Annotated in this window: 23 protein-coding genes; 8 read left to right on the forward strand and 15 right to left on the reverse strand. The window is 65.1% G+C overall.

Translation table 11 applies throughout. The features are described 5' to 3' along the window. Nucleotides 1–25 precede the first annotated feature (25 nt). The gene (locus B6V73_RS01600) at nt 26–1,027 is read left to right on the forward strand and encodes a ligase-associated DNA damage response exonuclease (RefSeq protein ID WP_088724336.1); all 1,002 of its coding nucleotides are present in this window, start codon (nt 26–28) and stop codon (nt 1,025–1,027) included. Beyond that, complete coding sequence (locus B6V73_RS01605; protein ID WP_088724337.1) at nt 1,024–2,598, forward strand: cisplatin damage response ATP-dependent DNA ligase; 1,575 nt, start codon at nt 1,024–1,026, stop codon at nt 2,596–2,598. The genes B6V73_RS01600 and B6V73_RS01605 overlap by 4 nt, the downstream gene beginning before the upstream one ends. Here the strand turns inward: B6V73_RS01605 and B6V73_RS01610 are convergent. Continuing rightward, a complete protein-coding gene (locus tag B6V73_RS01610) occupies nt 2,595–4,466 on the reverse strand; it encodes an alpha/beta fold hydrolase (protein WP_088724338.1) in 1,872 nt (623 codons plus the stop codon). The two genes, B6V73_RS01605 and B6V73_RS01610, sit on opposite strands and share 4 nt — an antisense overlap. Nucleotides 4,467–4,969: 503 nt before the next feature. Between B6V73_RS01610 and B6V73_RS01615 the strand changes: the two genes are divergently transcribed. From B6V73_RS01615 to B6V73_RS01630, 4 genes are all read left to right on the forward strand, one after another. Then, complete coding sequence (locus B6V73_RS01615; RefSeq protein WP_088724339.1) at nt 4,970–6,448, forward strand: MFS transporter; 1,479 nt, start codon at nt 4,970–4,972, stop codon at nt 6,446–6,448. A 68-nt stretch (nt 6,449–6,516) separates the two neighbouring features. Continuing rightward, on the forward strand, nt 6,517–6,999 hold the full coding sequence (locus B6V73_RS01620; protein WP_075775114.1) for an Lrp/AsnC family transcriptional regulator: 483 nt from the start codon (nt 6,517–6,519) through the stop codon (nt 6,997–6,999). Nucleotides 7,000–7,101: 102 nt separating this feature from the next. Continuing rightward, nucleotides 7,102–8,577: an NAD-dependent succinate-semialdehyde dehydrogenase gene (locus B6V73_RS01625; RefSeq protein WP_088724340.1), complete on the forward strand. Its 1,476-nt coding sequence runs from the start codon at nt 7,102–7,104 to the stop codon at nt 8,575–8,577. Nucleotides 8,578–8,624: 47 nt separating this feature from the next. Beyond that, entirely contained in the window at nt 8,625–9,995 is a 1,371-nt protein-coding gene (locus B6V73_RS01630; protein WP_088724341.1) for an aspartate aminotransferase family protein, read from the forward strand. A 21-nt stretch (nt 9,996–10,016) separates the two neighbouring features. Here B6V73_RS01630 and B6V73_RS01635 read toward each other — a convergent pair whose 3' ends face one another. The 14 genes from B6V73_RS01635 to pyrH form a co-directional block, all read right to left on the reverse strand. After that, complete coding sequence (locus B6V73_RS01635; protein ID WP_088724342.1) at nt 10,017–10,280, reverse strand: hypothetical protein; 264 nt, start codon at nt 10,278–10,280, stop codon at nt 10,017–10,019. Further along, nucleotides 10,280–11,431 carry a lipid-A-disaccharide synthase gene (lpxB, locus tag B6V73_RS01640; protein ID WP_088724343.1) on the reverse strand — a complete coding sequence of 384 codons (1,152 nt, stop codon included), beginning with the start codon at nt 11,429–11,431 and terminating at the stop codon, nt 10,280–10,282. The genes B6V73_RS01635 and lpxB overlap by 1 nt, the downstream gene beginning before the upstream one ends. Then, nucleotides 11,428–12,243: a UDP-2,3-diacylglucosamine diphosphatase LpxI gene (lpxI, locus tag B6V73_RS01645; protein ID WP_088724344.1), complete on the reverse strand. Its 816-nt coding sequence runs from the start codon at nt 12,241–12,243 to the stop codon at nt 11,428–11,430. Before lpxI ends, lpxB begins: the two co-directional genes overlap by 4 nt. Next, complete coding sequence (lpxA, locus tag B6V73_RS01650) at nt 12,240–13,037, reverse strand: acyl-ACP--UDP-N-acetylglucosamine O-acyltransferase (protein WP_088724345.1); 798 nt, start codon at nt 13,035–13,037, stop codon at nt 12,240–12,242. The genes lpxI and lpxA overlap by 4 nt, the downstream gene beginning before the upstream one ends. A gap of 4 nt (nt 13,038–13,041) precedes the next feature. Then, nucleotides 13,042–13,503 (reverse strand): 3-hydroxyacyl-ACP dehydratase FabZ, encoded by a 462-nt coding sequence (gene fabZ, locus B6V73_RS01655; protein ID WP_075774887.1) that lies wholly within the window; start codon nt 13,501–13,503, stop codon nt 13,042–13,044. Nucleotides 13,504–13,625: 122 nt separating this feature from the next. After that, nucleotides 13,626–14,504 (reverse strand): OmpH family outer membrane protein, encoded by an 879-nt coding sequence (locus tag B6V73_RS01660; protein WP_088724346.1) that lies wholly within the window; start codon nt 14,502–14,504, stop codon nt 13,626–13,628. A 9-nt stretch (nt 14,505–14,513) separates the two neighbouring features. Beyond that, the gene (gene bamA / locus B6V73_RS01665) at nt 14,514–16,766 is read right to left on the reverse strand and encodes an outer membrane protein assembly factor BamA (protein ID WP_088724347.1); all 2,253 of its coding nucleotides are present in this window, start codon (nt 16,764–16,766) and stop codon (nt 14,514–14,516) included. 287 nt (nt 16,767–17,053) lie between these two features. Then, nucleotides 17,054–17,227 carry a hypothetical protein gene (locus tag B6V73_RS20650; RefSeq protein WP_157771582.1) on the reverse strand — a complete coding sequence of 58 codons (174 nt, stop codon included), beginning with the start codon at nt 17,225–17,227 and terminating at the stop codon, nt 17,054–17,056. A 135-nt stretch (nt 17,228–17,362) separates the two neighbouring features. Further along, complete coding sequence (rseP, locus tag B6V73_RS01670; protein ID WP_233243035.1) at nt 17,363–18,703, reverse strand: RIP metalloprotease RseP; 1,341 nt, start codon at nt 18,701–18,703, stop codon at nt 17,363–17,365. Between the two features lie 3 nt (nt 18,704–18,706). After that, nucleotides 18,707–19,885, reverse strand: coding sequence for a 1-deoxy-D-xylulose-5-phosphate reductoisomerase (dxr, locus tag B6V73_RS01675; protein ID WP_240496889.1), 1,179 nt, complete (start codon nt 19,883–19,885; stop codon nt 18,707–18,709). Nucleotides 19,886–19,888: 3 nt separating this feature from the next. Then, the gene (locus tag B6V73_RS01680) at nt 19,889–20,686 is read right to left on the reverse strand and encodes a phosphatidate cytidylyltransferase (RefSeq protein ID WP_075774892.1); all 798 of its coding nucleotides are present in this window, start codon (nt 20,684–20,686) and stop codon (nt 19,889–19,891) included. Further along, nucleotides 20,683–21,441 carry a polyprenyl diphosphate synthase gene (gene uppS / locus B6V73_RS01685; RefSeq protein WP_088718561.1) on the reverse strand — a complete coding sequence of 253 codons (759 nt, stop codon included), beginning with the start codon at nt 21,439–21,441 and terminating at the stop codon, nt 20,683–20,685. The genes B6V73_RS01680 and uppS overlap by 4 nt, the downstream gene beginning before the upstream one ends. 53 nt (nt 21,442–21,494) lie before the next feature. Beyond that, nucleotides 21,495–22,058, reverse strand: a complete 564-nt coding sequence (gene frr / locus B6V73_RS01690; protein WP_075774893.1) for a ribosome recycling factor — start codon at nt 22,056–22,058, stop codon at nt 21,495–21,497. Nucleotides 22,059–22,147: 89 nt separating this feature from the next. Further along, on the reverse strand, nt 22,148–22,879 hold the full coding sequence (gene pyrH / locus B6V73_RS01695) for a UMP kinase (RefSeq protein WP_075774894.1): 732 nt from the start codon (nt 22,877–22,879) through the stop codon (nt 22,148–22,150). 118 nt (nt 22,880–22,997) lie between these two features. On the opposite strand from pyrH, the gene miaA reads away from it, so the two are divergent. After that, on the forward strand, nt 22,998–23,882 hold the full coding sequence (miaA, locus tag B6V73_RS01700; protein WP_088724348.1) for a tRNA (adenosine(37)-N6)-dimethylallyltransferase MiaA: 885 nt from the start codon (nt 22,998–23,000) through the stop codon (nt 23,880–23,882). A gap of 180 nt (nt 23,883–24,062) precedes the next feature. Beyond that, nucleotides 24,063–24,896: an AraC family transcriptional regulator gene (locus B6V73_RS01705; protein WP_077701379.1), complete on the forward strand. Its 834-nt coding sequence runs from the start codon at nt 24,063–24,065 to the stop codon at nt 24,894–24,896. Nucleotides 24,897–25,002 lie beyond the last annotated feature (106 nt).

Genomic DNA, 25,002 nt, shown 5'->3' on the forward strand with positions numbered 1-25,002 from the left:
GAGCGTTACCGTAAGTGAAAGACCGATGGCCGAGCCGCTTCTGATCCCGCGCCCCGAGGGGCTCTATTGCCCGAGCGGCAATTTCTACATCGACCCGAGTCGTCCCGTGGCGCGTGCGCTGATCACGCATGGCCACGCCGATCACGCGCGCGCAGGCCACGGGCATGTGCTGGCCACGCGCCAGACGCTGGAGATCATGGCGATCCGCTATGGCGAGGATTTCGCAGGACAGCGGCAGGCTTACGAGGGGCCGCTCTCGGTGGGGGGCGTGGATGTCAGCTTTCATCCGGCGGGGCATGTGCTGGGCTCGGCGCAGATCGCGATCACGCATCGCGGCCAGCGGATCGTGGCCTCGGGCGATTACGCGCGCGTCGCGAACCCGTCCTGCGCGCCTTTCGAGCCGGTGCCCTGCGACACGTTCATCACCGAGGCCACCTTCGCGCTGCCGGTCTTCAAGCATCCCGATCCTGCCGAAGAGATGGCGAAGCTGATGGCCTCGATGCGCGCAGCCCCCGAGCGACCGCATCTGGTGGGCGCCTATGCGCTGGGCAAGGCGCAGCGCGTCATCATGCTCGCGCGCGAGGCGGGCTATGACGCGCCGATCTACATCCACGGCGCGCTGCAGCGGCTCTGCGACTACCACCTGGAGCAGGGCATCCCCTTGGGCGATCTGCGCCCCGCCACGATGGACAAGGCAGAGGCGCGGGAGCTGCGCGAGGCGCTGGTGATCGCGCCGCCCTCGGCCTTTTCCTCACCTTGGGTACAGCGCTTCGCCGACCCGGTGATCTCTTTCGCCTCGGGGTGGATGCAAATCCGCGCCCGCGCCCGCCAGCGCGGCGTCGAGCTGCCGCTGGTGATCTCGGACCATATCGACTGGGTGGACCTTACGCGCACGGTGCGCGAGATCGACCCGTCCGAGCTGTGGATCACCCATGGCCGCGAGGAGGCGCTGATGCGCTGGGCGGAACTGGAGGGGCGCGTGGCCCGTCCGCTCCATCTTGTGGGCTACGAGGAGGAGCCGGAATGAAAGCCTTCGCGGTCCTTCTCGAACGTCTCGCCTTCACGCCCGGGCGCAACGCCAAGATCGACGCGCTGGCCGATTACTTGCGCCACGCGCCCGACCCCGAGCGCGGCTATGCGCTTGCGGCGCTCACCGGAGAACTGGAACTGGGCCGCGCGCAACCTGCGGTCCTGCGCGCGATGGTGGGCGAACGGGTCGATCCCGAGCTGTTCGCGCTGTCCTATGACTACGTAGGCGATCTGGCCGAGACGATCGCACTCATCTGGCCGCAGGAAAACACGCCCCAGGACCTCGATCTGGTGGAGATCGTCGAGACCCTGCAGGACACGCCCAAGACCCGCGTGGGGCCGCTGATCGCCGGGTGGCTGGACCGGCTCGAGCCCTCGGAACGCTATGCGCTCTTGAAACTCGCGACCGGGGGGCTGCGCGTGGGCGTCTCGGCGCGGCTTGCCCGGGTGGCTCTGGCCTCGCTCGGCACGCCCGAACTTGAGGAGATCGAGGAAATCTGGCACGGGCTATCGCCGCCCTATCAGCCGCTTTTCGACTGGATCGAGGGCGGCGAAAAGCCCGAGCGCGCAGGTTTTGCGCCGTTCCGTCCGGTGATGCTGTCGACTCCCACCGATCTCGACGCGCTCACCGATCTGACGCCCGACGACTTCGCCGCCGAGTGGAAATGGGACGGCATCCGCGTGCAGGCCGTGGCCGAGGGCGGCGAGAGGCGGCTTTATTCGCGCACCGGCGAGGATATTTCGGGGGCCTTTCCTGATGTAGTCGCGCATATGGCATTCGACGGCGCGCTCGATGGCGAGTTGATCGTACGGCGCGGCGATCAGGTGGCGCCATTCGGCGATCTGCAGAAGCGGCTGGGGCGGAAATCTCCGGGCAAGGCGATGCTCGCCTCCCACCCGGCGGCACTGCGGCTCTACGATATCCTGATCGCGGGCGAGGAGGACCTGCGCCCCCTGCCCTTCGAGGCCCGCCGCACCCGGCTGGAGGCGTTTGTTGCTGACCTCAACCCCGAGCGCTTCGACGTCTCGGAACTGCTGCCCTTCGACACTTGGGAGGATCTCGCCGAGTTACGCGAAGCGCCGCCCGAGGTGGTGATCGAGGGCGTGATGCTGAAACGTCGCGATACGCCCTACATGGCGGGCCGCCCCAAGGGGCCGTGGTTCAAGTGGAAGCGCGACCCGCGGATCATCGACGCAGTGATCCTCTATGCGCAACGCGGGCATGGCAAACGCTCGGGCTTCTATTCCGATTTCACCTTCGGCGTCTGGGAGGGAGAGCATCTCGTGCCCGTGGGCAAGGCCTATTCCGGCTTTACCGATGAGGAACTGCGCAAGCTCGACCGTTTCGTGCGCAATCACACGGTGGAACGCTTTGGCCCGGTGCGATCCCTGTCGCCCGATCTGGTGGTGGAGGTCGCTTTCGAGGGGCTCAACCGCTCCACCCGACATAAATCCGGCGTCGCGATGCGCTTCCCGCGCATCTCGCGAATCCGCTGGGACAAACCCCCAGGTGAGGCCGACCGGATCGAGACGCTGCGCGCGATGCTGCCCGAGGTCGAGCAGCGCTAGCGGGTCAGCACGTACGCCCCCGGCGCATCGCAGAGCGCGCGGTATTTGCGCCCCTTGCCCATCGGGGGCGGCGCGATCTCGGACCCGTCCCCGGTCTTGCGCAGCCATTTCGCCCAAGGCTCCCACCACGACCCGTCGCGGGGCGCACATTCCGAGGCCCAGTCCACGGCGGAGGGATGCGGCATGCCAGGGCGATGCTCCATCAGGCGGTAATGCGCCCGCGGCGCACCCGGCGGACGCACGATCCCGGTATTGTGCCCGCCCGAGACCAGCGCGAAATTCACCGCTCCCGGCAGAGACCATGTCAGCTTGAAGACCGAGTGCCACGGCGCGATGTGATCGGCCTCGGTCGCGACGGCGAAGACCGGCGTCTCGATATCCTGCAGGAAGACCGGCACGCCGCGCGTATCCATGCGTCCCTCTGCCAGATCATTGTCGAGAAACAGCCGGCGCAGATATTGCGAATGCATCCGGTAGGGCATCCGCGTCGCGTCGTGGCTCCACGAGGCCAGCGCGCTGTCCGTCTCGCGCTCGCCCATCAGGTAGGTATGAACCGCCTGCGACCAGATCAGATCCTTCGACTTGAGCATGGTGAAAGTACCCGCCATCGCGGTCTTGTCGAGATAGCCCTCCTCCCACATCATATCTTCGATCAGGCTCAGCTGGTCTTCATTGGTGAACAGGCTCAGCTCCCCGGCCTCGGTAAAATCGACCTGTGCAGCCAACATCGTCAGCGAGGCCAGCCGTTCGTCGCCATCGCGCGCCATCGCCGCCGCTGCGACCGACAGGAGCGTCCCGCCGAGGCAATAGCCCAGCCCGTGAACCTTCTCCGCACCCGTGATCGCACAGACCGCATCGAGCGCCGTCATCACGCCCTTCTCGCGGTAGTCGTCGAAGCCCAGATCGCGGTCGCCCTCGTCGGGATTTTTCCAAGAGATCGCGAAAACGGTAAAGCCTTGCCCCACGAGCCAGCGGATCAGCGAATTCGTCTCCTCCAGATCGAGGATGTAATATTTCATGATCCAGGCCGGCACGATCAGCAGCGGCACCGAATGGACCTTCTCGCTGCGCGGTTCGTATTGCAGCAGCTCGATCAGATCGTTGCGCAGCACCACCTTGCCCGGCGTCAGCGCCACATCGGTCCCCGGGATCAGCGTGGGTTCCGGCTTGGTATCGCCGGTGAGCGCCTTGACCGCATCCTCGCCCCAATAGCGCGCCCCGCGCAGGAGGTTCACCCCGCCTTCCTTCAACGTCCGCTCGATCACTCGCGGATTGGTCGCGATGAAATTCGTGGGCGCCACCATGTCGAGCCATTGGCGCGCGTAGAACTGCATCATCTGTTCGTGCCGGGCCTCGACCCCGCGCACGTCCGTCGTGGCGTTGTGCCACCATTGCTGGGCATGCAGGAAACTCTGCGCGTAGAGGGAGTACGGAAACTGCTGCCAGTCGGGCGCGGAGAAACGGCGGTCCTGCGGCAGCGGTTCGAGCGGCTGCGCCTCGACATCGTCGCTGCTGTGCGGCGCCATTGCGCGCAACAGGTGCATCCATTTGCGCCCGGCCTTCCAGCCAAGCTCGGCCTGTTTGCCGGGGCTGAGGGTCAGATGCGTCGCCCAATCGGCCCAGGCAAGGCTCAGCGAGATCGGAGACAGCCCGCCCTCGGCCCGGCCCATCAACGCGTGAGAGAGACGGTCGAGCGCCTCGAAGGAGGCCAGCGCCGCGCTGTGTTCCTCGGTACGGGGCTGATCGGCGCCCGCGAGCTTGCTCACCACATTGGCCGATCCCGCGCCCGCCGTCGCGCCCTTGCGCGGCGACCCCTTGCGTGACGTCCCCTTGCGCGGCGGCACCTTGTCCCCGGCCAGATCCTTCATCCCGCTGTCTCCTGCCTGTGCGATTCCACGCCAAACCTAGCGCAGAAAGCATGACATTGGTTTGACCTGACGCAAGGGAGGACGCGCCCGCGGCACCTCACGGAAAACCGGCGCGATCTCACATGAACGGGAGGCAAATGAAATATCGGAACTGCGGCATTGCTGCATCGGTTCTCCCTGCACATCTCGAGACGCAAGGGCATAGGCAAGATGGCAGGCCGGGATACGCCACCCCCCGGACATCGCCGTCGAGCGCAGATGCCTCGCGACATTCGGAAAGACCGGGTTTCTCTCTCTCCCCCTCCCTGCCCGGGTTTCCGCGACGACCTGCTTCCGGGTTCTCTCGTCTCTCCTGCCCGGAAGCAGGCCCCATCACTCCCAACTCCCCGCCCGTTCTCGGGCGGGGTTTTTCTTTACCGATCTCACCTGCGCGATAAAGCACGGCGCTCTGCGCGCGCCCGGCGGGGTGACACCGCGCGGCAAAGTGCTAGCTATGCCCGGTCATGCTGAGCAGGCTTCGCGAAAATATCATTCCGCTGACGGTGGCGCTGTCGCTCCTGATGGAGCTGATCGACGCGACCGTGCTGGCCACTGCGATCCCGGTGATCGCGCGGGACCTCTCGGTGCCGGTGCTGTCGCTCAAGATGGCGATGGCGACCTACCTGATCGCGCTCGCGGCCTTCGTGCCGATTTCCGGCTGGATCGCGGATCGGATCGGCGCACGACGAACGTTTCTGGCCGCGATGGGTGTGTTTCTCGTGGCCTCGCTCCTCTGCGCGATCCAGACGAGCGTGACGGGGCTCGTGCTGGCCCGCGCGCTGCAGGGCATCGGGGCCGCAATGATGAGCCCGGTGGGCCGGCTCATCGTGCTGCGCCACACCTCCAAGGAGGAGATGACCCGCGCGATGGTCTATGTCACCCTGCCCGCGCTGATCGGCCCGGCGCTGGGCCCCTTCGTGGGCGCGACGGTGACGACCTTCCTTGGCTGGCGCTCGATCTTCCTGATGAACCTGCCACTGGGCGCGCTGGCGATCTGGCTGACGCTGCGCCACATGCCCGCCGACGGCCCGCCCGAGCCGAAACCATTCGATTTTCCGGGCTTCGTGCTCTCTGCCGTAGGTCTGGCCTCCGTGATGACAGGGTTTTCCGCGTTGGGCGAGCATATCCTGCCGTGGCAGGCCGCAGTCGCCCTCAGCGTCGCGGGCGTGGCCCTGCTGGTCCTCTACTGGCTGCGCGCGCGCAATACGTCCGAGCCGCTTCTCGATCTGCGGCTGTTCCGGCACAGGACGTTCGACGTTTCGATTACCGGCGGGCTGATCTTCCGGCTGTCGAACGGGGCGATCTCGCTTCTGCTGCCGCTGTTCTTCCAGCTGGGGCTCGGCGCTTCCGTGATGGTCTCCGGCGCACTGACCGGGCTGAACGCGGTGGGCGCGGTCAGCCTGCGGACATTCGTGCCGCGCATCCTCGATCGGTTCGGCTTCAAATGGGTGATGATCTGGGCCGCCGTCATACGGGGCGCCACGATCTTCGGCTTCCTCACCGTGACCAGCATCCATGACTGGCAGTTGATCCCGCTTCTGCTGATCGGTGGCGCCGCGCAATCGGTGGTCTTCACCGCGATCAACTCCATCGGGTTTGCCGATCTCGACCTGCGCGAGATGAGCCCCGCCACCGCCTTCACCGCGATGAGCCGTCAGGTCTCGCTCGCGCTTGGCATCGCGCTGGCGGGCGTGGTGCTGGAACTGACCGCCGGGGCGGCCGCAACCACCACCGGGGCCGAGATGATCCCGATCCACGCTTTCCTCTGGGGATTTGCCATCGCAGGTGCGACGGGACCGCTCTCGGCGCTTTATTTCATGCGCTTGCGCCGGGGCGATGCCGACGGGCTGCGTCGCAAGCGCCGGACGGTCGAGCCCTACGGCTCCTCGCGCGAACGCTTCCACGCTCCGCAGTCGAAGGAGGCGCGCGAAGCGGCCGAGTGAGCCCCCAAGAGAGCAGCCGGAAAATCGGGGATGCACAAGGCGTTGAGCCGGTGTAGCGTGGCGCCATGATCAAGCTCGACCCCCGCGATATCGAAATTCTGCGCGTGCTGGCTCGCGAGGGCCGCATCACCAAGGCGGCGCTGGCCGAGAAGATCAACCTCTCGCCGACGCCCGCATGGGACCGGCTGAAAAAGCTGGAGAAGGCGGGCCTCATCGCTGGCTATCGCGCGACCTTCAACCTCAAGAAGCTCGGGCCGCATGTGACGCTGTTCGTGGCCGCCGAACTGGCCGATCACACCGCCGCCAGTTTCCAGACCTTCGAGCGGTCGCTCGATCAGCACCCTGAGGTCGTGGGCTGCTGGGCTCTGGGCGGCGGCTTCGACTACCTGATGCAGATCGTGACCCGCGACATCGACGCCTATCAGCGGCTGATCGACTCGATGCTTGACGCGCGGATCGGGATCGCGCGCTACTTCACCTATATCGTCACGAAAGAGGTGAAGAACGCCGCCATGCCGCCCTTCGACCTCTTCGCAGACCAAATGGACTGACGGTCGGCGGTATTTCAGCCCAAATGCGGGGCCCGCGCAGCCCATTTGGACTATTACTCTGTCAAAACGGGCGCAGAGTGATCTCAACCAAGGAGGTCTCTCATGCTCGATACCGCCATTTCCGCCCGCCCCGATATCGCCGACAAGCGCCTTCTGCGCAGCTTTGCCTATGTGAACGGTCGCTGGGTCGCCGGCGAGACGGGCGAGGTGATCCCCGTCACCAACCCCGCCAACTCGGAACGGCTGGGCGACATCACCGTACTCAGCCGCAGCCAGTCGCTAGAAGCCGTCGATGCCGCACAGCGCGCGTTTCTCGATTGGTCGACGACGCTCCCGCAGGAGCGCTCCGCGATTATGCGCCGCTGGTTCGATCTGATCATCGAGGCCAAGGATGACCTCGCGCGGATCATGGTGCTCGAACAGGGCAAACCGCTGAGCGAAGCCATGGGAGAGATCGACTACGCGGCGAGCTTCATCGAATATTACGCCGAAGAGGCCAAGCGCCCGAATATCGAGGGCGTCACCTCGCATCTGCATGACGCAGAGGTGGAGCTGTGGCTCGAACCCGTGGGCGTCGTGGGCCTCGTCACGCCTTGGAACTTCCCCGCCGCGATGCTCACCCGCAAGGCCGCCGCCGCCATCGCGGCTGGCTGCACCGTAGTCGCGCATCCCTCTCACGAGACGCCCTATTCCGCGCTGGCGCTGGCGGAGCTGGCCGAACGCGCAGGACTTCCCGCAGGCGTGTTCAACGTGCTTACCGGCCACGCCGCCGAGATCGTCGAGCCTTGGGGAGAAGACACCCGTGTTCGCGCGCTGTCCTTCACCGGCTCGACCGAAGTAGGCCGCCTGCTCTATCGCCAATCGGCTCAGACGGTGAAGCGACTGGTCCTCGAACTGGGCGGCCACGCCCCGGTCATCGTCTTCAAGGGTGCCGATCTGGACCGGGCAGTGGAAGAGGTCATCAAGGCGAAATTCGCAACCTCCGGTCAGGACTGCCTCGGCGCGAACCGCATCTATGTCGAGCGCCCCGTCTATGAAGAGTTCTGCCGTCGGTTCACCGAGGCCACACAGGCGCTGAGCGTGGGCATCGGCATGGACGACCCCGATATCGGACCGCTGATGAACGAAAAGGCCGTCGCCAAGCAGGAAGAGCATGTCGCCGACGCGCTGGCCAAGGGCGCGAAACTGGCCTGCGGTGGCAAGCGGCTCGACCGCGGCCCGCTGTTCTTCGCGCCGACCGTTCTCACGGATGTGCCCGACAGCGCGAAGATCATGCAGGAGGAAACCTTCGGCCCGGTCGCTCCGATCACCGTCTTCGACACCGAGGAAGAGGTATTCGATCGCGCCAACGCTACCGAATACGGGCTTGTGGCTTACGTCCATAGCCAGAACCCGAAACGCATCTACCGCGCCACCCGCGCGCTGCAATTCGGCATGGTCGCGGTCAACCGCACCAAGGTCACCGGCGCGCCGATCCCGTTCGGCGGCATGAAGCAGTCCGGCCTCGGCCGCGAAGGCTCGCGCCGCGGAATGGAGGAGTTCATGGAAATCAAATACGTCTGCCGCGACTGGGGCTGATCGCCCCGCCCGCCCGGACGCCCCAAGACAAGAAGAAGGAGAGAAAATTGCTGACCAATGACCAACTCGACAAGTGGGATCGCGAAAGCTTCTTCCACCCCTCGACCCATCTCGCCCAGCACGCGCGCGGCGAGTCCCCCAACCGCATCGTCACCGGCGGCAAGGGCGTCTTCATCGAGGATCGCGACGGCAACAAGCTGCTCGACGCCTTCGCAGGCCTCTACTGTGTGAACGCGGGCTACGGGCGCACCGAAATCTCCGAGGCTATCGCCGAGCAGGCGAAGGAACTGGCCTATTACCACGCCTATGTCGGCCACGGCACGGAAGCCTCGATCACGCTGGCGCATATGGTCCTCGACCGTGCGCCCGATCACATGTCGAAGGTCTATTTCGGCCTGTCGGGCTCGGATGCGAACGAGACCAACATCAAGCTGGTCTGGTATTACAACAACATCCTGAACCGCCCCGAGAAGAAGAAGATCATCTCGCGCTGGCGCGGCTATCACGGCTCGGGGCTGATGACCGGCTCGCTCACGGGGCTGGAGCTGTTCCACAAGAAGTTCGACCTGCCGCTGAGCCAAGTGGTCCACACCGAGGCGCCCTATTTCTTCCGCCGCCCCGATGAGGCGATGTCGGAAGAGGCCTTCACCGCCTATTGCGCCACGGAGCTGGAGCAGCTGATCGAACGCGAAGGCCCCGACACCATCGCCGCCTTCATCGGTGAGCCGGTTCTGGGCACGGGCGGCATCGTGCCCCCGCCGAAAGGCTACTGGGAGGCGATCCAGAAAGTGCTGAACAAATACGACATCCTGCTGATCGCAGACGAGGTCGTGACCGGCTTCGGACGTCTGGGGAGCATGTTCGGCTCGGATCACTACGGCATGAAGCCCGACCTGATCACCATCGCCAAGGGTCTGACCTCGGCCTATGCGCCGCTCTCCGGCACGATCGTGAGCGACAAGGTCTGGAAAGTACTCGAGCAAGGCACCGACGAGAACGGCCCGATCGGACACGGCTGGACCTATTCGGCGCACCCGATCGGGGCGGCGGCCGGTGTCGCGAACCTCGAACTGATCGACAAGCTGGGTCTGGTCGAGAATGCGGGCAAAGTCGGCAAATACCTCAATGACCAGATGCGCGCCGCCATCGGCGAGCACGCGAATGTCGGCGATATCCGCGGCGAAGGGATGCTCTGCGCGGTGGAATTCGTCTCGGATCGCGACAACCGCACCTTCTTCGACGCCTCCGACAAGATCGGCGCGAAGATCGCAGGCGCGATGGTCGAGCGTGGCGTGATCGGGCGCGCGATGCCGCAGGGCGACATCCTTGGCCTCGCCCCGCCGCTGTGCCTGACCGAGGCGGAGGCCGACAAGATCGTCGAAGTCACCGCCGATGCCGTGAAATCGGTGCTGGGCTAAGGCCCCTCGGCAGGGGTCGTCTTACGAGGCGAGCTCTGCCAGCCATGCGGCAATCGCCGCGCGGCTGTCGGGATCGGGCGAATGATGCGAGACGATGAAATCGTCGAGCCATTCGCGCCGCTCCTCCGGCGTCTTCGAACCGAGCGCCCAGCCGAGCCTTGCCATCAATCGCTCCGCATCGCGATGACAGCGCCCACAGGATTGCGTGAAAAGCGGCGCCGGATCGGGTTCGGCCAAAGCGCTTCCCGCCCAAAATATCAGCGTCATCACCAAAAAGACGCGCATCACGCCCTCCCGAGAAACTCCAGAACCGAACGCGCCGCACGAAGGCCGGGCGGTTCGCCGCCCTCGCCCAAACGGCGCATCACCTCTTCCATCGCGGCCATCTGCTCGTCACGCGCCGCGTCTTCTTCCAGCAACTCCAGCATCTTCGCCGAAATCTCGCGCGGCTTGCATTCTGGGCCGAGGAATTCCGGGATCACCCGCGTGTCCGAGACCAGATTGACCAGCGTCACCGTGTCGATCTTGAGCATCCGCGAGATAATATGCCAAGTCAGGAAATTCGCGTCATAGGCGATGACCATTGGCACCCGGTTCGCCGCCAGCTCCAGGCTGACAGTCCCCGAGGCCGCTAGCGCGATATCGGCGGCGGCGAAAGCCGCGCGCTTGTCATCGGCATTCTCGACCACGATCGGCGCGACCGGCCAGCGCGCCGTCATCTCGCGCACCATCGGCGCCACGCCCCGCACCGTCGGCAGCACGACGCGCAGCCCCGGCTCGCGGTCGCGCAGCTGCATCAGCGCCTCGTCGAACCGTGCCCCGAGCCGCTTTACCTCGCCGCGCCGCGAGCCCGGCAGACACAGCGCCAGCGGTTGATCCTCGCCGATCATATGGGTCTCGCGGAAGGCCGCCGCGTCCGCACCGGTCGCACGCGGTTCGGCGACGACGGGATGGCCCACGAAATCGCAACTCATCCCGGCGGCTTCCATATAGGGCGGCTCGAAAGGCAGCAGCGCGAGCACATGATCGACCACCCGCGCCATCTTCGCCGCGCGCCCCGGACGCCACGCCCAGACCGAGGGCGCGACATAGTGGACCACCTTGAGATCAGGGCGTTTTTCCTTCACCAGCCGCGCGACGCGAAGGCAGAAATCGGGACTGTCGATGGTGATCAGCGCTTCGGCGCCGCTATCGATCACATGATCCGCGGTCTCGGCGATGCGACGTTTCAGATGGCGGTATTTCGGCAGAACTTCCATCAGCCCCATGACCGAAAGCTCTTCCATCGGGAAGAGGCTGGTCAGGCCCTGCGCGCCCATTTCCTCGCCGCCAATGCCGGACCATTCGACCTGCGGCACAAGCTCGTTAATCCCCGCCATCAGGGCGCCGCCGAGCTTGTCGCCCGAAGCCTCGCCCGCGATGACGTAGAGCCTCATGACGCCCGCGCCCAGAGAAAGAGGCCCGCTTCCTCGGCGGCCTCAATGACCGCGTCGCGGTCGAGAAGCATCACGCCGCCCGCCTCGAAGGCGATGCCGGACAGGCCAGCAGCGGCGGCGTTCTTCACCGTCTCCACGCCAATGGCGGGCAGATCGGCGCGACGGTCCTGATCAGGCTTCGGCGCCTTGTAGAAGACTCCTTTCACCGCTTTAAGATCGCCGCGCAAGCCTTTGTGGTGACGCACGAAATCGAGCATTGCATCGGTGCCCGGCAGTGTCTCGACGGCAAGGCAAAGCCCGCGCCCAACGACCGCCCCTTGACCGATATCCGAAGCCCCAAGCGCGGCCACGATTTCGGCGCCACGCTCGGCGTCGTCTTCGTCCACGGCGGACGGTTTGCCGCACAGCACACCCGCCTCGGGCAGCAATGCCGGCACTATTTCATGCGCGCCGACGACCTCCAGATCGAACTCCTCGAAGACCTCGATCACCGCCCGCAACGTCGCATCGTCGCCCGCCTGCATCGCCATGGCGAGACGCGGCACCAGCTGCGCCGAGCGCGGATCGAACTGCTCGGGGTCGATCGCCGGTCGCTGCATCGCGCCGGCGAAAACCACCCGCTCGATCCCGCGATCGGCCAGTTCGTCGAGAAACGGCACCAGCCGCTCGATCCGGAATCGCAGGTGATCGCCGTCCAGATCGCAGGGCGCGCCGATCATCTCGCAAACGAGGATGTCCGGCACGGCTTCTTGCACGATCGCGGGCAGACGGCCAGAGCCGGCGATCAGCGCGGTATGCTTGCCCCCGCTCATTTGCCGGGCGTCAGGAAGCTGCGCTCGGACGGGCCGAGGATGAAGTCGAGCACTTCGCGTGCCAATTCGCCCTCGACACCCTCTTCGGAGAGGGTTCGCGCGCTTTCGCGGAAGCTGCCCTGACCGAGCGCCTCGACGGTCTTGCGCAATGCCGAGATTTCCTCGCGCGGGGTTCCACGACGCTTCAGTCCCACGAGGTTCAGCCCTTCGAGCCCGGCGCGCGGTCCTGCGACCAGCGCGTGCGGGATAACATCCGCCGTCACCATCGACAGCGCGCCGATGATTGCGCCGCGCCCGATGCGGACGAACTGGTGCACGCCCGAGAGGCCCCCGACGATCACGTCATCGCCCAGCACGCAATGCCCCGCCACCGCGACCGAATTCACCAGAATGACCCGATCGCCCAGCTTGCAGTCATGCGCGACGTGGCACGACGACATGAAGAGCCCGTCATCGCCGATCTCGGTCAGCCCGCCGCCGCCCTCCGTGCCGGTGTTCATCGTCACGTATTCGCGGATGCGGTTGCGCTTGCCGATCTTCAGCCGCGTCTTCTCGCCGTTGAATTTCAGATCCTGCGGGATCTGCCCGAGCGAGGCGAAAGGAAACACCTCCGTCTCGTCGCCGATCACGGTCGCGCCTTGCACGACGACATGGCTTTGCAACGACACGCCGCGGCCGAGCACGACCTCGGGGCCGACCACGCAGAACGGACCGATCCGGCAGTCCGGACCGATCACCGCCCCGGGCTCGACCACCGCGGAGGCGTGAATCTGCGCGCTTGGGTCAATGCTCATGCATTCAGCCCTGAAGGTCCATCATCGCGGTGAACTCGGCTTCGGCGGCCAGTTCGCCATTCACCGTACCCCGGCCCTCGAATTTCCAGATCTTGCCGCCGCCACGCTTCACGGAGACATGCAGCTCCAGCACGTCGCCCGGAACCACCTTGCGACGGAACTTGCACTTGTCGATACCCATGAAATAGGTCAGCAGCGGCTTGTCGATCACGTCGAGCGAAATCCCCACGACGACCGCCGAGGTCTGCGCCATCGCCTCGACGATGGTGACACCGGGCATGATCGGCTCTTCCGGGAAGTGGCCCTGGAAATGCGGCTCGTTCGCGGTGACGTTCTTGATTCCGACCGCGCCCTTGTTCGGAACGATGTCACGCACCTTGTCGATAAGCAGGAACGGATAACGATGCGGAATGATGCGCTTGATGAGCGACAGATCGGCTTCGGTATAGGGGGCGGGTTCGGTCATGAGCTGTCCTCGTTCTCGGGCAAATTGCGCCTGCGGCCGCATTAGGGCGCCGCATCACGCAATCGTCGCTTTTGGCTTGTTGCTAGCAATCGCGGCCTCGCTTGGCAAGCAGCGCGCGCCTGCTATTGCCCCGGCTTGGTGTCCGTCGGAGTGGCCTGAGTACCATCTACCACCGGCAGACCGAGCGGCAATCCGGGCGCATCGCGGGTCGCCCCGTCCAGCGTGGAATTGCCGTTGCCCTTGGGCTTCGTGTTCGGCGTCGTATCCACGAAAACGCCTGCCTCGCCACTCGAATCCGTCGTCGCGCCATTCGCAGGTTGATCCGGAGCGGGCTGGGAAGGCGCCGCCTGATCCGAAGGCGCGGGCGTATCGGTCGCCGCACCCGCGCTGTCATTGGAGGCGGGCGGGACCAGCGGTGTCACGCGCCCGGCCCCGTCGCCGATTTCCTTATCGACCCGCGCGCCGAGTTCCTGCGTCACGTCGGCCTGCGCGAGCCCGCGGATGATCGCGCGGGAATCGAGCACCACGACCGCACCGCGCGCCCGCAGTACCTCGTCGAGCAACGGCACCACCGTTTGGACGAAGGTCTGGTGCTCCTGATTGAGCTGGCGCTGGATCGCATCGGCCTTGGCCTTCTGGGCCTGACGAATATCGGTTGCCCGCTTGTCGAACGCATCGGCGGCTTTCTGGAACGCGTCCGAAGGCATCGTCAGCCGCTCCTCGGTGAGCTTTCGCTCCTCCGCCTCGAGCTGACTCGCGATCCGGTCGTTTTCCTTGCGTAGCGCGCTTGAGGCGGCCTGAATCTCGGATTGCACTCGCTTGCCCCACAGCGAGTTGTCGTAAAGCTTCTCCCAATCGAGGGTCAGAACCGCGCTCTGTTGTGCGCGTGGCCCCAAGGCCTGCGCGTCGGGAGGCTGACCTGCCGATTGCGCGACAGCCGCGCCGGGCCCGAAGGCCAGCGCGGCTGCGATAAGGGTGACGGAGATACGGCTCAGACGCATCGCGCGCCCTTAGAACTGCGTGGAAAGAGACAGATCGAAGTTCTGCGTCTTGTCGTAGCTTTCTTTCTTGATCGCGCGCGAGAAGTTCAGACGCAGCGGACCGATCGCCGATTTCCAGAACAGCGATACGCCGACCGCGGAACGGACATGCATCGAGTCGTCGACCTCGTTACCGCCAGTGCCGTTGGTGTCATCCAGACCCCAGACGGAGCCAACATCCCAGAACACGCCGCCGGTGATGCCGTATTCCTCGGGCAGACCGATCGGGAACTCCGCTTCGACCTTGCCGACCCAGTAGTAGTTGCCGCCGAGCGCGTCTCTGTTCGCTGCATTGAGATCACGCGGACCGATACCGTAGCTCTCGAAGCCGCGGATCTGGCTACCCGAGAAGCGTTGCAGGATCGTCGAACCATCCGTGGCATCGACCGCGCCGCCTTCGAGCGAGGCGCGCAGCGTCGCTTCCTCGTTGAAGATCTTGCGCTCGCCGACGATCTTCGCGGTGGTCTGGCCACCTTTCACGTCACCGCCCAGGCCCCAGAACTGCTGGTCGACGTTGAAGCGCCAGGTGAAGCGCGGGTCGATCTGTTCGCGCGAGGTGTCATAGCTGTAGCGAAGGCCCGGGCCGCTGTACCGCTGCGAGCCCTGGTTGGTCTCTTCACGCTGCAGGATTTCTGAGGAGTCGGTCGGCACGTTGTTCAGCGTGTCTTCGCCGATCTTGTAGCTCACCTGCAGCCGGCCGCGCTCGGAGACCGGGAATTCCAGCGCCGGTTCGATGCTGATACGGCGCGTGTCGTAATTGGTGTTCGTGGCCGAGCTGGACGTCGCATAGATCGCCGAGAATTTCAGCGCCACGTCACGGCCGAGGAAAGCCGGCTCGACGAAGCGGATGCTCGAGCTGTTGTTGTCCTTGGTCGTTCCGAGCGACAGGCCGAGATATTGCCCGCGGCCGAGGAAGTTCTTCTCTTCCAGCGAGGCGTTGAAGCCGATCCCGTCGGTCTTGGAATAGGACGCGCCGAAACCGAGCGAGCCGGTGGGTTGCTCCTCGACGTTCACGTCGACCACGACCTGATCGGAGTTGCTGCCCGGCTTGGTGTTCACGTCGACCGACTTGAAATAGCCGGTGCCACGGATCCGGTCAGCCGCGTTCGAGATCTCGCGCGGGTTGTAGGGGTCGCCTTCGACGGTGCGGAATTCGCGCCGGATCACCCGGTCGAGCGTCGCCGTGTTGCCTTCGATGTCGATGCGCTGCACGAAGACGCGCGGGCCACGGACCAGAACGAAATCGACATTGACCGACTGCGTGCGCGGGTCTTCGGTGATGCGGGGATCGACGCGGACAAATTGCACGCCCTTCTTGATCGCAAGCTGCTCCATCCGGGTCACGGCCAATTCGATCGCCTTTGGCGAGAAGGTCTGACCTTGGCGGATCTTGGTCAGCGGCGCGAACTCGTCAGGCGCAAGCCCATCGATCTCGGAGCTCGTGTTGATCGCGTTGAAGTGGTATTTCTGACCTTCGATAATGTTGAAGGTCATGAAGAACGCATCGCGCTGACGCGACATCTGCGAGGACACGCCGGTGACCTGCACGTTCTTGTAGCCGCGCGCCTGGTAGAACTCGATCAGCTTCTGACGGTCGACCGGAATGCGGCTTGCGTTGAACGTGTCGTTCTTCACGAAGGTGCGGAAAATCCCCGCCTGCTTCGTCTCGAGCACCTGACGCAGACGACGATCCGAGAAGGAGCGGTTGCCGGTGAAAGTCACACGTTCGATCGAGGTGACTTTGCCTTCCTTGATCTCGAAGGCCACGTCGACGCGATTGTTGTCGCGGCGAATGACCTTCGGCACGACACGCGCGGCCATGCGGCCATCCTCGGAATAGGCACGCGCCAGACGCTGGGCGTCGGCTTCGATCTGGGCGGGATTGTAGACACGGTTCGGCTTCGCCTGAATGATCGCGGCGAGCTGCGCATCCTTGATGATCTTGTTGCCTTCGAAATTGATCACGCTGATCGTAGGATATTCCGTCACAGCGATCTTGAGCGTGTTGCCCTGCGGCGTGATCGCAACGTTCTCGAACAGGCCGGAATTCGTCAGGCGCTGGTAAGCCGCGTTCAGATCGGCGGCGGTGACGGGCTGATTGCGGGCGATTCTGGCGAAGGACAGAATCGTCGCCGCGTCGACGCGCTCGTTACCGGTGATGACCACCTGCGAGAAGCTGTATTGCTGCGCCTGAGCGATCACGGGAACCGCGAGGCAACTCATTGCAACTGCTGGAAATACTACGCTGGCCCGCAGTGCCTTTCGCGTCGCACAGAGTCTCAGCATAGTTTGCACGCTCATCGACATCGCCCTCTCCCGCCGGAAGTTCACTTTTCCCTTTGGTTAGGGTGGTAGCGAAGGGCGTAACCGATGTCAAAGCTGGGATGGCCCCTCGGCCCCGAGATTTTGTGGACCGCGATCATCTTGCCACGAAGGAAAGGGCCGCGAAGGCGGCCCCGGGATCAAGGAAGAACGGATTTTGCGGGCGTTGCGCCCCTGTCGGCTCCGGCTCAGATGCGCTGGAAACTCGAAGCGTCGCCGCCGAGAATGTCGATCAGTTGAACACCGATCAGAGCCGCACCGAGAAGCGCGACCAGAACCGCCGCGATGAACAGCAGCCGGTCGCCGACGATATCCACCAAGGGGCGGAGTTCGCGATAGTGATGCGCGATGATCTCGGACATGGGTGGCCTCCTTCGCGCGAGTTGCGCCTAAAGGTTCCCTACCCGGCCTTCATGTCGGCATTGCGAGGCAAATGTGGCGAAACCGCGGCACCGCCCGCTCGCGCGCCCATCAGGCCCCGCTCAGTCAGTCCCCGCTCAGCAGGTCAGATCGTTCCACAGCCCGAAGACCATCAGCGTCAGCACCAGCGCCAGCCCGATCGACATGAAGACGTTCATCAACTGATCGGAGGGCGGCTTGCCCGTGATCGCTTCGTAGAGGTGGAACATCAGGTGGCCGCCATCGAGCACCGGGATCGGAAAGAGGTTCAGGAAACCCACAGCCGTCGACAGCACCGCGATGAACCAGATGAAGTCGAGCATCCCCGATTTCGCCGCCGCAGCCGAAGTCTCGGCAATGCGCAGCGCGCCGGTGAGATTACAGCTCGAAATCCGCTGCGCGATCATCGCCTGAATGCCCGAGACCGATTGCGTGATGATGCCCCAGGTCTGGGTCACGCCACCCACCAGCGCATCGACAGGGCCGACCGATTGGGTTACCGGCTCGAACATGAACGAGCCCGTGGCGCCGATCAGGAACCGGGTCTCGAATTGCCCGTCGCCCACCGGTAGATCGGTGCGGCGCGGCTCGAGCGTCACGGAGAACGTCTTGCCCGCATCCCCCTCGGGCCGCCAGATATCGAGCGCGACCGGCTTGCCCGCGCCCGCTTTCACCGCATCCTGCAGATCGATGAAACGATAGACCGGCTTGCCGTCGATCGCCGTGATCACGTCGCCGGCCCGCAGCCCGGCATCATAGGCGGCCGAGCCGGGTTGAACGCCCGCAAATCGCGCCGGGAAAAGCTGCGGTCCCGTGGCGTCGGTTTTGCTGCCGTCGCGGGTTACGGTGTAATCGAGCGTCGGCCCTGCGGGCAGTTGATCGACCACGTCGGAGAGCGCTTGATAATCCGGCGTCGGCTTGCCCGCCACCGCGTCGATCACGTCGCCCTGCTGCAGATCGCCTGACCCACCGGGCAGCGCCACGACAGTCTGGATCGCGGGCGTCTCGGTCGCCTTTCCGGCCCAGAGGCTCAATCCCGCGATCACGAGGATAGACAGAATGAAGTTGAAGACGGGCCCTGCCGCCACGGTCGCAGCCCGTGCCCAAAGAGGCGCGCCATGCATGGTGTGGCGGCGTTCCTCGGGGCTCAGGTGCTGCATCTCCTCGACATCGACCCCGGCCGAGGCCGCGTTCGCATCGCCCAGAAACTTGACGTAGCCGCCCAATGGCACCGCCGCGATCTGCCAGCGCGTGCCATGCTTGTCGACGCGGCTGATCAGCTTGGGCCCGAAGCCCAGCGAGAAGACCTCTGCCTTGATGCCGGAAATCCGTCCGATGATGTAATGGCCGTATTCATGCACCGCGACGATGATCGAGAGCGCGACGACGAAGGCCACCACGGTATAGAGCAGATTTCCGAATTGGGGCAGCAGGTCCAAAACTCAGATCCTTCCGTGTTCACAGATCGCCATTGCGCGCGCGCGCGCCTCGGCGTCGCAGCTCAGAACCATATCGAGGTCTTTCGCCGCGATTCCAAGCCCCTGATCCCGCGACATCTCGCCCAAGGTGGTCTCGACCAGCGCCGCCATGTCGAGAAATCCGATACGTCCCGCGATGAACAGATCGAGCGCCACCTCCTTGGCGGCGTTGAACACGGTGCCCGCCAGACCGCCCGTCTCCATCACCTCGCGCGCCAATCGCAGCGCGGGAAACCGCTGCAGATCGGGGGTGCGGAAATCGAGCTGTCCGATCTTCGCCAGATCGAGCTTCTCGACCGGAAGCGGCTTTCGCGCGGGCCAGTTGAGCGCATAGCCGATCGCATGGCGCATGTCGGGCACACCCATATGCGCCATCAGCCCGCCATCGTGGAACCCGACCAACGAATGGACGATGCTCTGAGGATGCACGAGGACTTCGATCTGCTCTGGCGCGAAACCGAAGAACTCTTTCGCCTCAATGACTTCCAAGGCTTTGTTGAACATGGACGCGGAGTCGATCGTGATCCGCTGCCCCATGTCCCAATTCGGATGCGCCGAGGCCTCTGCCACGGTCGCATGGGCCAGCTTTTCCATCGGCCAGTCGCGGAATGCGCCACCCGAGGCGGTGATGATAACCCTTTCGACCGCAGCGATATCCTCGCCCACGAGCCCTTGGAAAATCGCCGAATGCTCACTGTCCACCGGCAGGATCGTCGCGCCGTGGGTGCGCGCCTCGGCCATCAGGAGCGGCCCGGCGGTGACCAGCGACTCCTTGTTCGCCAGCGCCAACGTCGCCCCTTGCGAGAGCGCCGCGAAGCCGGGTGCGAGCCCCGCCGCGCCGACGATCCCCGACAGAACCCAATCTGCGGGGCGATAGGCCGCCTCGATCAAAGCCTGCGGCCCGGCGGCCACCTCGATCCCGGTCCCGGCCAGTGCATCGCGCAAGGCGGGCAGGCAATCGTCGAATGCGGTTACGGCCAGATCGGCTTTCAGCGCCACGGCCTGCTCGGCCAGTCGCGCAACATTGCGGCCCGCGCTGAGAGCCACGACGTCGTAGGCTTCCGCACCGCCCTGTGCCATCAGCAGATCAAAGCAGCTTTCCCCGATCGAGCCGGTCGCCCCGAAGACCGAAACCTTCCGCATCGTTCAGCCTTCCGTCAGCGGCAGGGTCGTCACCTGCGAGATCAGCATCAGGAACACGACGGCCCCGGTCAGCGCGTCGAACCGGTCGAGCACACCGCCATGGCCCGGGATCAGAGAGGAGCTGTCCTTCACCCCGGTCGCGCGCTTGATCGCGCTTTCGGCGATGTCGCCCAGCTGGCCCGCGAAGGCCAGAAGCGGCGAGATCCAGATCATCGCGAGACCGCCGCCCATCTGGGCAAAGACGAAGCCCACGAGCGCCGCGCCGACCCAGCCGCCGATCGTGCCCGACCATGTCTTCTTCGGGCTGACCTTGGGCCAGAATTTCGGTCCGCCGACCGTCCGGCCGACGAAATATCCCATGATATCAGAGACAACGACCACCGCGACGATCCATGTGATCGCACCCAGCCCCGCGCCTTCTCGCAGCGCCACCAGCCCGTATCCCGTCAGCATGATCGCCAGCGCATAGGCCGCGCCGATCCGGCGCCGCCCGGTGCAGATCACCGCCGCCATGATCGGTACGATCAGCAGGTAAATCAGCCCGTAAGGTTCGTGGATCACGAAGACGAAGGTCAGGGTCGCCGCCGCCACGAGCCCCAGACCCACGGCTTTGCCGGGGCGTTCGGGGCGCAGCATCTCGGTCAGCTCCCAGACCATCAGCCCGGTGACGAGCACCGAGAGCGCCGCGAAGACCGGCCCGCCCCACCAGATCGCGGCAAGCCCGATCGCGACCATTGCAAGCCCGGAGGCGAGCCGCGGGACGAGATCGCCCCATTTGCCGGTCCGCGGCTGACGGGTCACGAGGCGACCCCGCCGAAGCGCCGCTCGCGCCCGGCGAACCGCTCGAGGATGTCCGCAAGCTCGGCCGGGGTGAAATCGGGCCAGAGCGTGGGCGTGAATTCATATTCGGAATAGGCCGCCTGCCACGGCAGGAAATTCGAGGTCCGCGTCTCGCCCGAGCTACGGATCACCAGATCGGGATCGGGCATCCCCGCGCTGTCGAGCCGCGCCGAGATCAGGGCCTCGTCGACCGCATCGACATCGATCTTGCCCGCGGCCACGTCACGCGCGATGGATTGCGCGGCGCGCTTCAGCTCGTCGCGCCCGCCGTAATTGATCGCAACCGCCAGCGTCAGCTTCGAATTGCCCTTGGTGCGGGTCTCGATCGCGTCCATCGTCTCGCGCAGAAGCGGGTCGAGCGGCGTCCGGTCCCCAATGAAGCGCAGCTCGACGCCCTGACGCGACAGCTCCGCCGCCTCGCGTTTGATCATCAGCCGGAACATCTTCATCAGACCAAGAACTTCCTGCGTCGAACGCTTCCAGTTCTCGGTCGAGAAGGCGTAGATCGTCATGTAGCGGATGCCGAGGTCGGGCGCGGCCTGCACGACCTTCTTGATCTGCTCCGCCCCCTTGCGGTGACCGGCGAGACGCGGCCAGCCCCGCTGGGTGGCCCACCGCCCATTGCCATCCATGATGATCGCGACATGCAGCGGCGCAGGCGCGCCGCCGTCATGCCCCTGCGGGGTTTGGGCGATATCGGGAATGCTAGGGGCCATCGGCGATGTGATCCTTCTCGCGCTGGACGCAATGCGGGGCTGAGGCCGAGGCCTCAGACCTGCATGATCTCGGCTTGCTTGTCTTCCAGCGCCTTGTCGACCTTGGCGATATGCGCGTCGGTCATTTCCTGGACTTCGCTCTCCCAGAGCTTCACGTCATCTTCGGACATGCCGTCGGCCTTGGCCTTCTTGATCTGGTCCATGCCATCGCGACGTACGTTGCGGATCGCGACCCGGGCGTGCTCTGCATATTGGGCGGCGACCTTGGTCAGTTCGCGGCGGCGTTCCTCGTTGAGCTCGGGGATCGGCAGCATGATGATCGTCCCGTTGGTCTGCGGGTTGATGCCCAGACCCGATTCACGGATCGCCTTCTCGACCTTGCCGACGAGGCCCTTGTCCCAGACGTTGATCGTGACCATCCGCGGCTCGGGCACGTTGACGGTCCCGACCTGGTTGATCGGGGTCATCTGGCCATAGGCTTCGACCTGAACCGGCTCCACCATCGAAGCCGAGGCGCGGCCCGTGCGCAGCGACGCGAATTCATGCTTGAGCGAGCTCATAGCGCCATCCATACGGCGTGCCAGGTCATCGGTATCGATCTCGAAATCGTCGGACATTGGGTATTTCCCCGTTCTTGTTGAGCCTCGGGCCGAGCTTTAGCGCAGCTCGCAGGCGAAAACTAGCATTTGTGATCGTCGCGCGGCGCTCAGCCCTGCACTTTGGTGTAGGTGCCTTCGCCTGCCAGAATGCCGCGGAAGCCACCCGGCTCGTCAAGCGAGAACACGATGATCGGCTTGTTGTTGTCGCGTGCGAGCGCGATCGCCGAGGCATCCATCACTCCGAGATTCTTCTGAAGAACCTCGTCATAGCTGACGGTATCGTACCGCTTCGCATCGTCGAATTTCTTCGGGTCCTTGTCATAGACCCCGTCGACCTTGGTGCCCTTGAAGATCGCTTCGCAGGACATCTCGTTGGCGCGCAGCGTCGCGGCCGTGTCGGTGGTGAAATAGGGGTTGCCGGTGCCGGCGGCGAAGATGCAGACCCGCTTCTTCTCGAGGTGGCGTACGGCGCGGCGGCGGATATAGGGCTCGCAGACCTGATCCATCGGGATGGCCGAGATTACGCGGGTGAAGACGCCCAGGCCTTCCAGCGCCGATTGCATCGCCAGCGCGTTCATCACGGTCGCGAGCATCCCCATGTAATCGGCCGTCGTGCGCTCCATCCCCTGAGCAGAGCCCGCAAGCCCGCGGAAAATGTTGCCGCCGCCGATTACCATGCAGATTTCGACACCGAGATCGCGAACTGACTTCACTTCATGCGCTATACGCGACACGGTCGGCGGATGCAGGCCGTAGCCCTGGTCCCCCATCAGCGCCTCGCCCGAGATTTTCAGTAGCACGCGATTGTATTTGGCCGCGGGATGCGTCTCGGCGCTCATCTGATCCTCCGATGGGCTGTTGTCATTGGCGCGCAAAATGATCCAAATAGAGCCGGGGTTCAACCTCTTGCAGAAGCGTTGTTCCCCGAGCCCGACAGAAAGCCTGCAAGAGCCGCCGATGCCGCCTGCCCTGCCCGATATATCGCCGCGAACGCCCGTGCTGATCGCGGGCGCCACGGCGAGCGGAAAATCGGCGCTGGCACTGTCGATCGCCGAAGCCGCGGGCGGCATCGTGATTAATGCCGATGCGCTTCAGGTCTGGTCCTGCTGGCGGGTGCTGAGCGCGCGACCCTCGCCCGAGGAAGAGGCCCGCGCGCCGCATGCCCTCTACGGGCATCTCGATCCCGGCGCGGACTATTCCGTCGGCCATTGGCTGCGCGATGTCACGCCGCATCTGGAGGCATTTCACGCAGGCGGGCCGCGCCCGATCGTCGTTGGCGGCACCGGGCTCTATTTCACGGCGCTGACGCAGGGATTGGCGGAGATCCCTGAAACGCCACCGGAAATTCGCGCCGAGGCCGATCATCGGCGGCTCTCGGAAGGCCATGCGGGGATGCTGGGCGAGCTCGACGCGACGACCCGCGCGAAGATCGATCCGCAGAACCCGATGCGCGTCCAGCGCGCGTGGGAGGTGTTGCGCGCCACCGGCGAAGGCCTCGCCGTGTGGCAGGCCCGCACCCCGCCGCCGCTTCTGCCGCTCGAGACTGCGGCGCCCCTCCACCTCGATCCGGAGCGCGACTGGCTGGCCGAACGCATCGATCGCCGGTTCGATCTGATGCTTGAACAAGGCGCGCTCGACGAGGTTCGCAGGGTGGAGCCGATCTGGGATCCGGATGCGCTTTGGGCGAAGGCGATCGGAGCGCCGGAATTGATCGCGCATTTGCATGGCCAACTCGATCTGAGTGAGGCGCGCAAACGCGCGCAGGCTGCAAGTCGCCAATATGCCAAGCGGCAACGCACATGGTTTCGTAGCCGTATGAAGGCGTGGCACAAGATCACGTAGACTGTGACCCAATGGCAACTGCGCGTCCGCGCTTCTGTGGAAAATTCCTTGGTCGCTAAGCAGGTTGCGGGCTATCCTCCCGCCGTCATCGCTTGGGATCAACGCATCGTGAAGCTCTTTTCCACTCCGCCCCTGTCGCAGCTGTCGCAGGCCAAGACCGTAAGGCCCGGGTCGCAGTCCATGTCCGGCCCGACGCGCGGCGACGTCGGCCAGCCTTCGGAACTGCCCACCGTTCCGCGGGAGCCACGGCTGGTGCAGATCGCCCATCTGGCCAAGGGCGGGCGTTGGCGGGTCGAGGCAATGCGCGCCCATTCCGAACCTTGCCTTCTGTGGTTCTCTCGAGGGCAGGGCCGGATCACGCTGGCGGGCGTGACGCGCGGCTATGGGCCAAATAACGCGATTTTCATCCCGCCGGGCGTGATGCACGGCTTCGAGATTTCCAACCAGACCCACGGTCAGGCGCTGTTCTTCGGGCGCGACAGCGACATCGTCTTGCCGCCCGCCGCCCATCACCTGCGCATCCGGGAGGCGATCGCACAGGGCGAAATCGGCTCGATCTTGGAAGCGATCCAGCGCGAGAACGAGAGCACGCGTCCCGCCGCCGACCGGGCACTGCGCAGCCATCTGGGCCTGCTCAGCGTTTGGCTCGAGCGACAGATCGCGAGCAATGCGAGCGAGGCGATCCGCCCGAGCGCAGCGCGCCGTCTGGTTACGCGCTACGCCGTTCTGGTCGAGCGCGAGTATCGCGCGGGAACGCCGGTCGCGGATATCGCGCGCGAACTGGGCGTAACACCGACCCATCTGTCGCGCGCCTGTCGCGACGCCTGCGGGAAATCGGCTCTGGAACTGATGCAGGAGCGGCGCCTTTACGAAGCCCGCCGCTTGCTGCGCGATACCCCCGTTCCGATCAAGGAGATCGCGCAGCTTCTGGGATATCGCAGCGCCGGATATTTCTCCCGCGCCTTTCAGGCCGGCACCGGCAGTACCCCGATCGCTTTCCGCCGCGCCACCTGAGCGGCGTCTCGCGCCGCGCGGAAGGGCCGGCGGGCTTGCTTTCCAAGCGGGCCCCGGGCCGATCGCCCCGGGGGACTGCGACCGGCCGACGCGTGGGTCGCGTCTG

The organism is Thioclava sp. JM3 (genome assembly GCF_002213185.1).
GTDB lineage: Bacteria > Pseudomonadota > Alphaproteobacteria > Rhodobacterales > Rhodobacteraceae > Thioclava > Thioclava nitratireducens.

Coding starts and splice junctions, on each gene's coding strand:
- frr (WP_075774893.1), bottom strand. CDS start 22,058: ATGTCCGACGATTTCGAGATCGATACCGATGACCTGGCACGCCGTATG.
- lpxA (WP_088724345.1), bottom strand. CDS start 13,037: ATGAGCATTGACCCAAGCGCGCAGATTCACGCCTCCGCGGTGGTCGAG.
- lpxI (WP_088724344.1), bottom strand. CDS start 12,243: ATGAGCGGGGGCAAGCATACCGCGCTGATCGCCGGCTCTGGCCGTCTG.
- bamA (WP_088724347.1), bottom strand. CDS start 16,766: ATGAGTTGCCTCGCGGTTCCCGTGATCGCTCAGGCGCAGCAATACAGC.
- lpxB (WP_088724343.1), bottom strand. CDS start 11,431: ATGAGGCTCTACGTCATCGCGGGCGAGGCTTCGGGCGACAAGCTCGGC.
- B6V73_RS01605 (WP_088724337.1), top strand. CDS start 1,024: ATGAAAGCCTTCGCGGTCCTTCTCGAACGTCTCGCCTTCACGCCCGGG.
- B6V73_RS01610 (WP_088724338.1), bottom strand. CDS start 4,466: ATGAAGGATCTGGCCGGGGACAAGGTGCCGCCGCGCAAGGGGACGTCA.
- B6V73_RS01625 (WP_088724340.1), top strand. CDS start 7,102: ATGCTCGATACCGCCATTTCCGCCCGCCCCGATATCGCCGACAAGCGC.
- dxr (WP_240496889.1), bottom strand. CDS start 19,885: ATGCGGAAGGTTTCGGTCTTCGGGGCGACCGGCTCGATCGGGGAAAGC.
- B6V73_RS01635 (WP_088724342.1), bottom strand. CDS start 10,280: ATGCGCGTCTTTTTGGTGATGACGCTGATATTTTGGGCGGGAAGCGCT.
- uppS (WP_088718561.1), bottom strand. CDS start 21,441: ATGGCCCCTAGCATTCCCGATATCGCCCAAACCCCGCAGGGGCATGAC.
- miaA (WP_088724348.1), top strand. CDS start 22,998: ATGCCGCCTGCCCTGCCCGATATATCGCCGCGAACGCCCGTGCTGATC.
- B6V73_RS20650 (WP_157771582.1), bottom strand. CDS start 17,227: ATGTCCGAGATCATCGCGCATCACTATCGCGAACTCCGCCCCTTGGTG.
- fabZ (WP_075774887.1), bottom strand. CDS start 13,503: ATGACCGAACCCGCCCCCTATACCGAAGCCGATCTGTCGCTCATCAAG.
- B6V73_RS01615 (WP_088724339.1), top strand. CDS start 4,970: ATGCTGAGCAGGCTTCGCGAAAATATCATTCCGCTGACGGTGGCGCTG.
- pyrH (WP_075774894.1), bottom strand. CDS start 22,879: ATGAGCGCCGAGACGCATCCCGCGGCCAAATACAATCGCGTGCTACTG.
- B6V73_RS01660 (WP_088724346.1), bottom strand. CDS start 14,504: ATGCGTCTGAGCCGTATCTCCGTCACCCTTATCGCAGCCGCGCTGGCC.
- B6V73_RS01600 (WP_088724336.1), top strand. CDS start 26: ATGGCCGAGCCGCTTCTGATCCCGCGCCCCGAGGGGCTCTATTGCCCG.
- B6V73_RS01705 (WP_077701379.1), top strand. CDS start 24,063: ATGTCCGGCCCGACGCGCGGCGACGTCGGCCAGCCTTCGGAACTGCCC.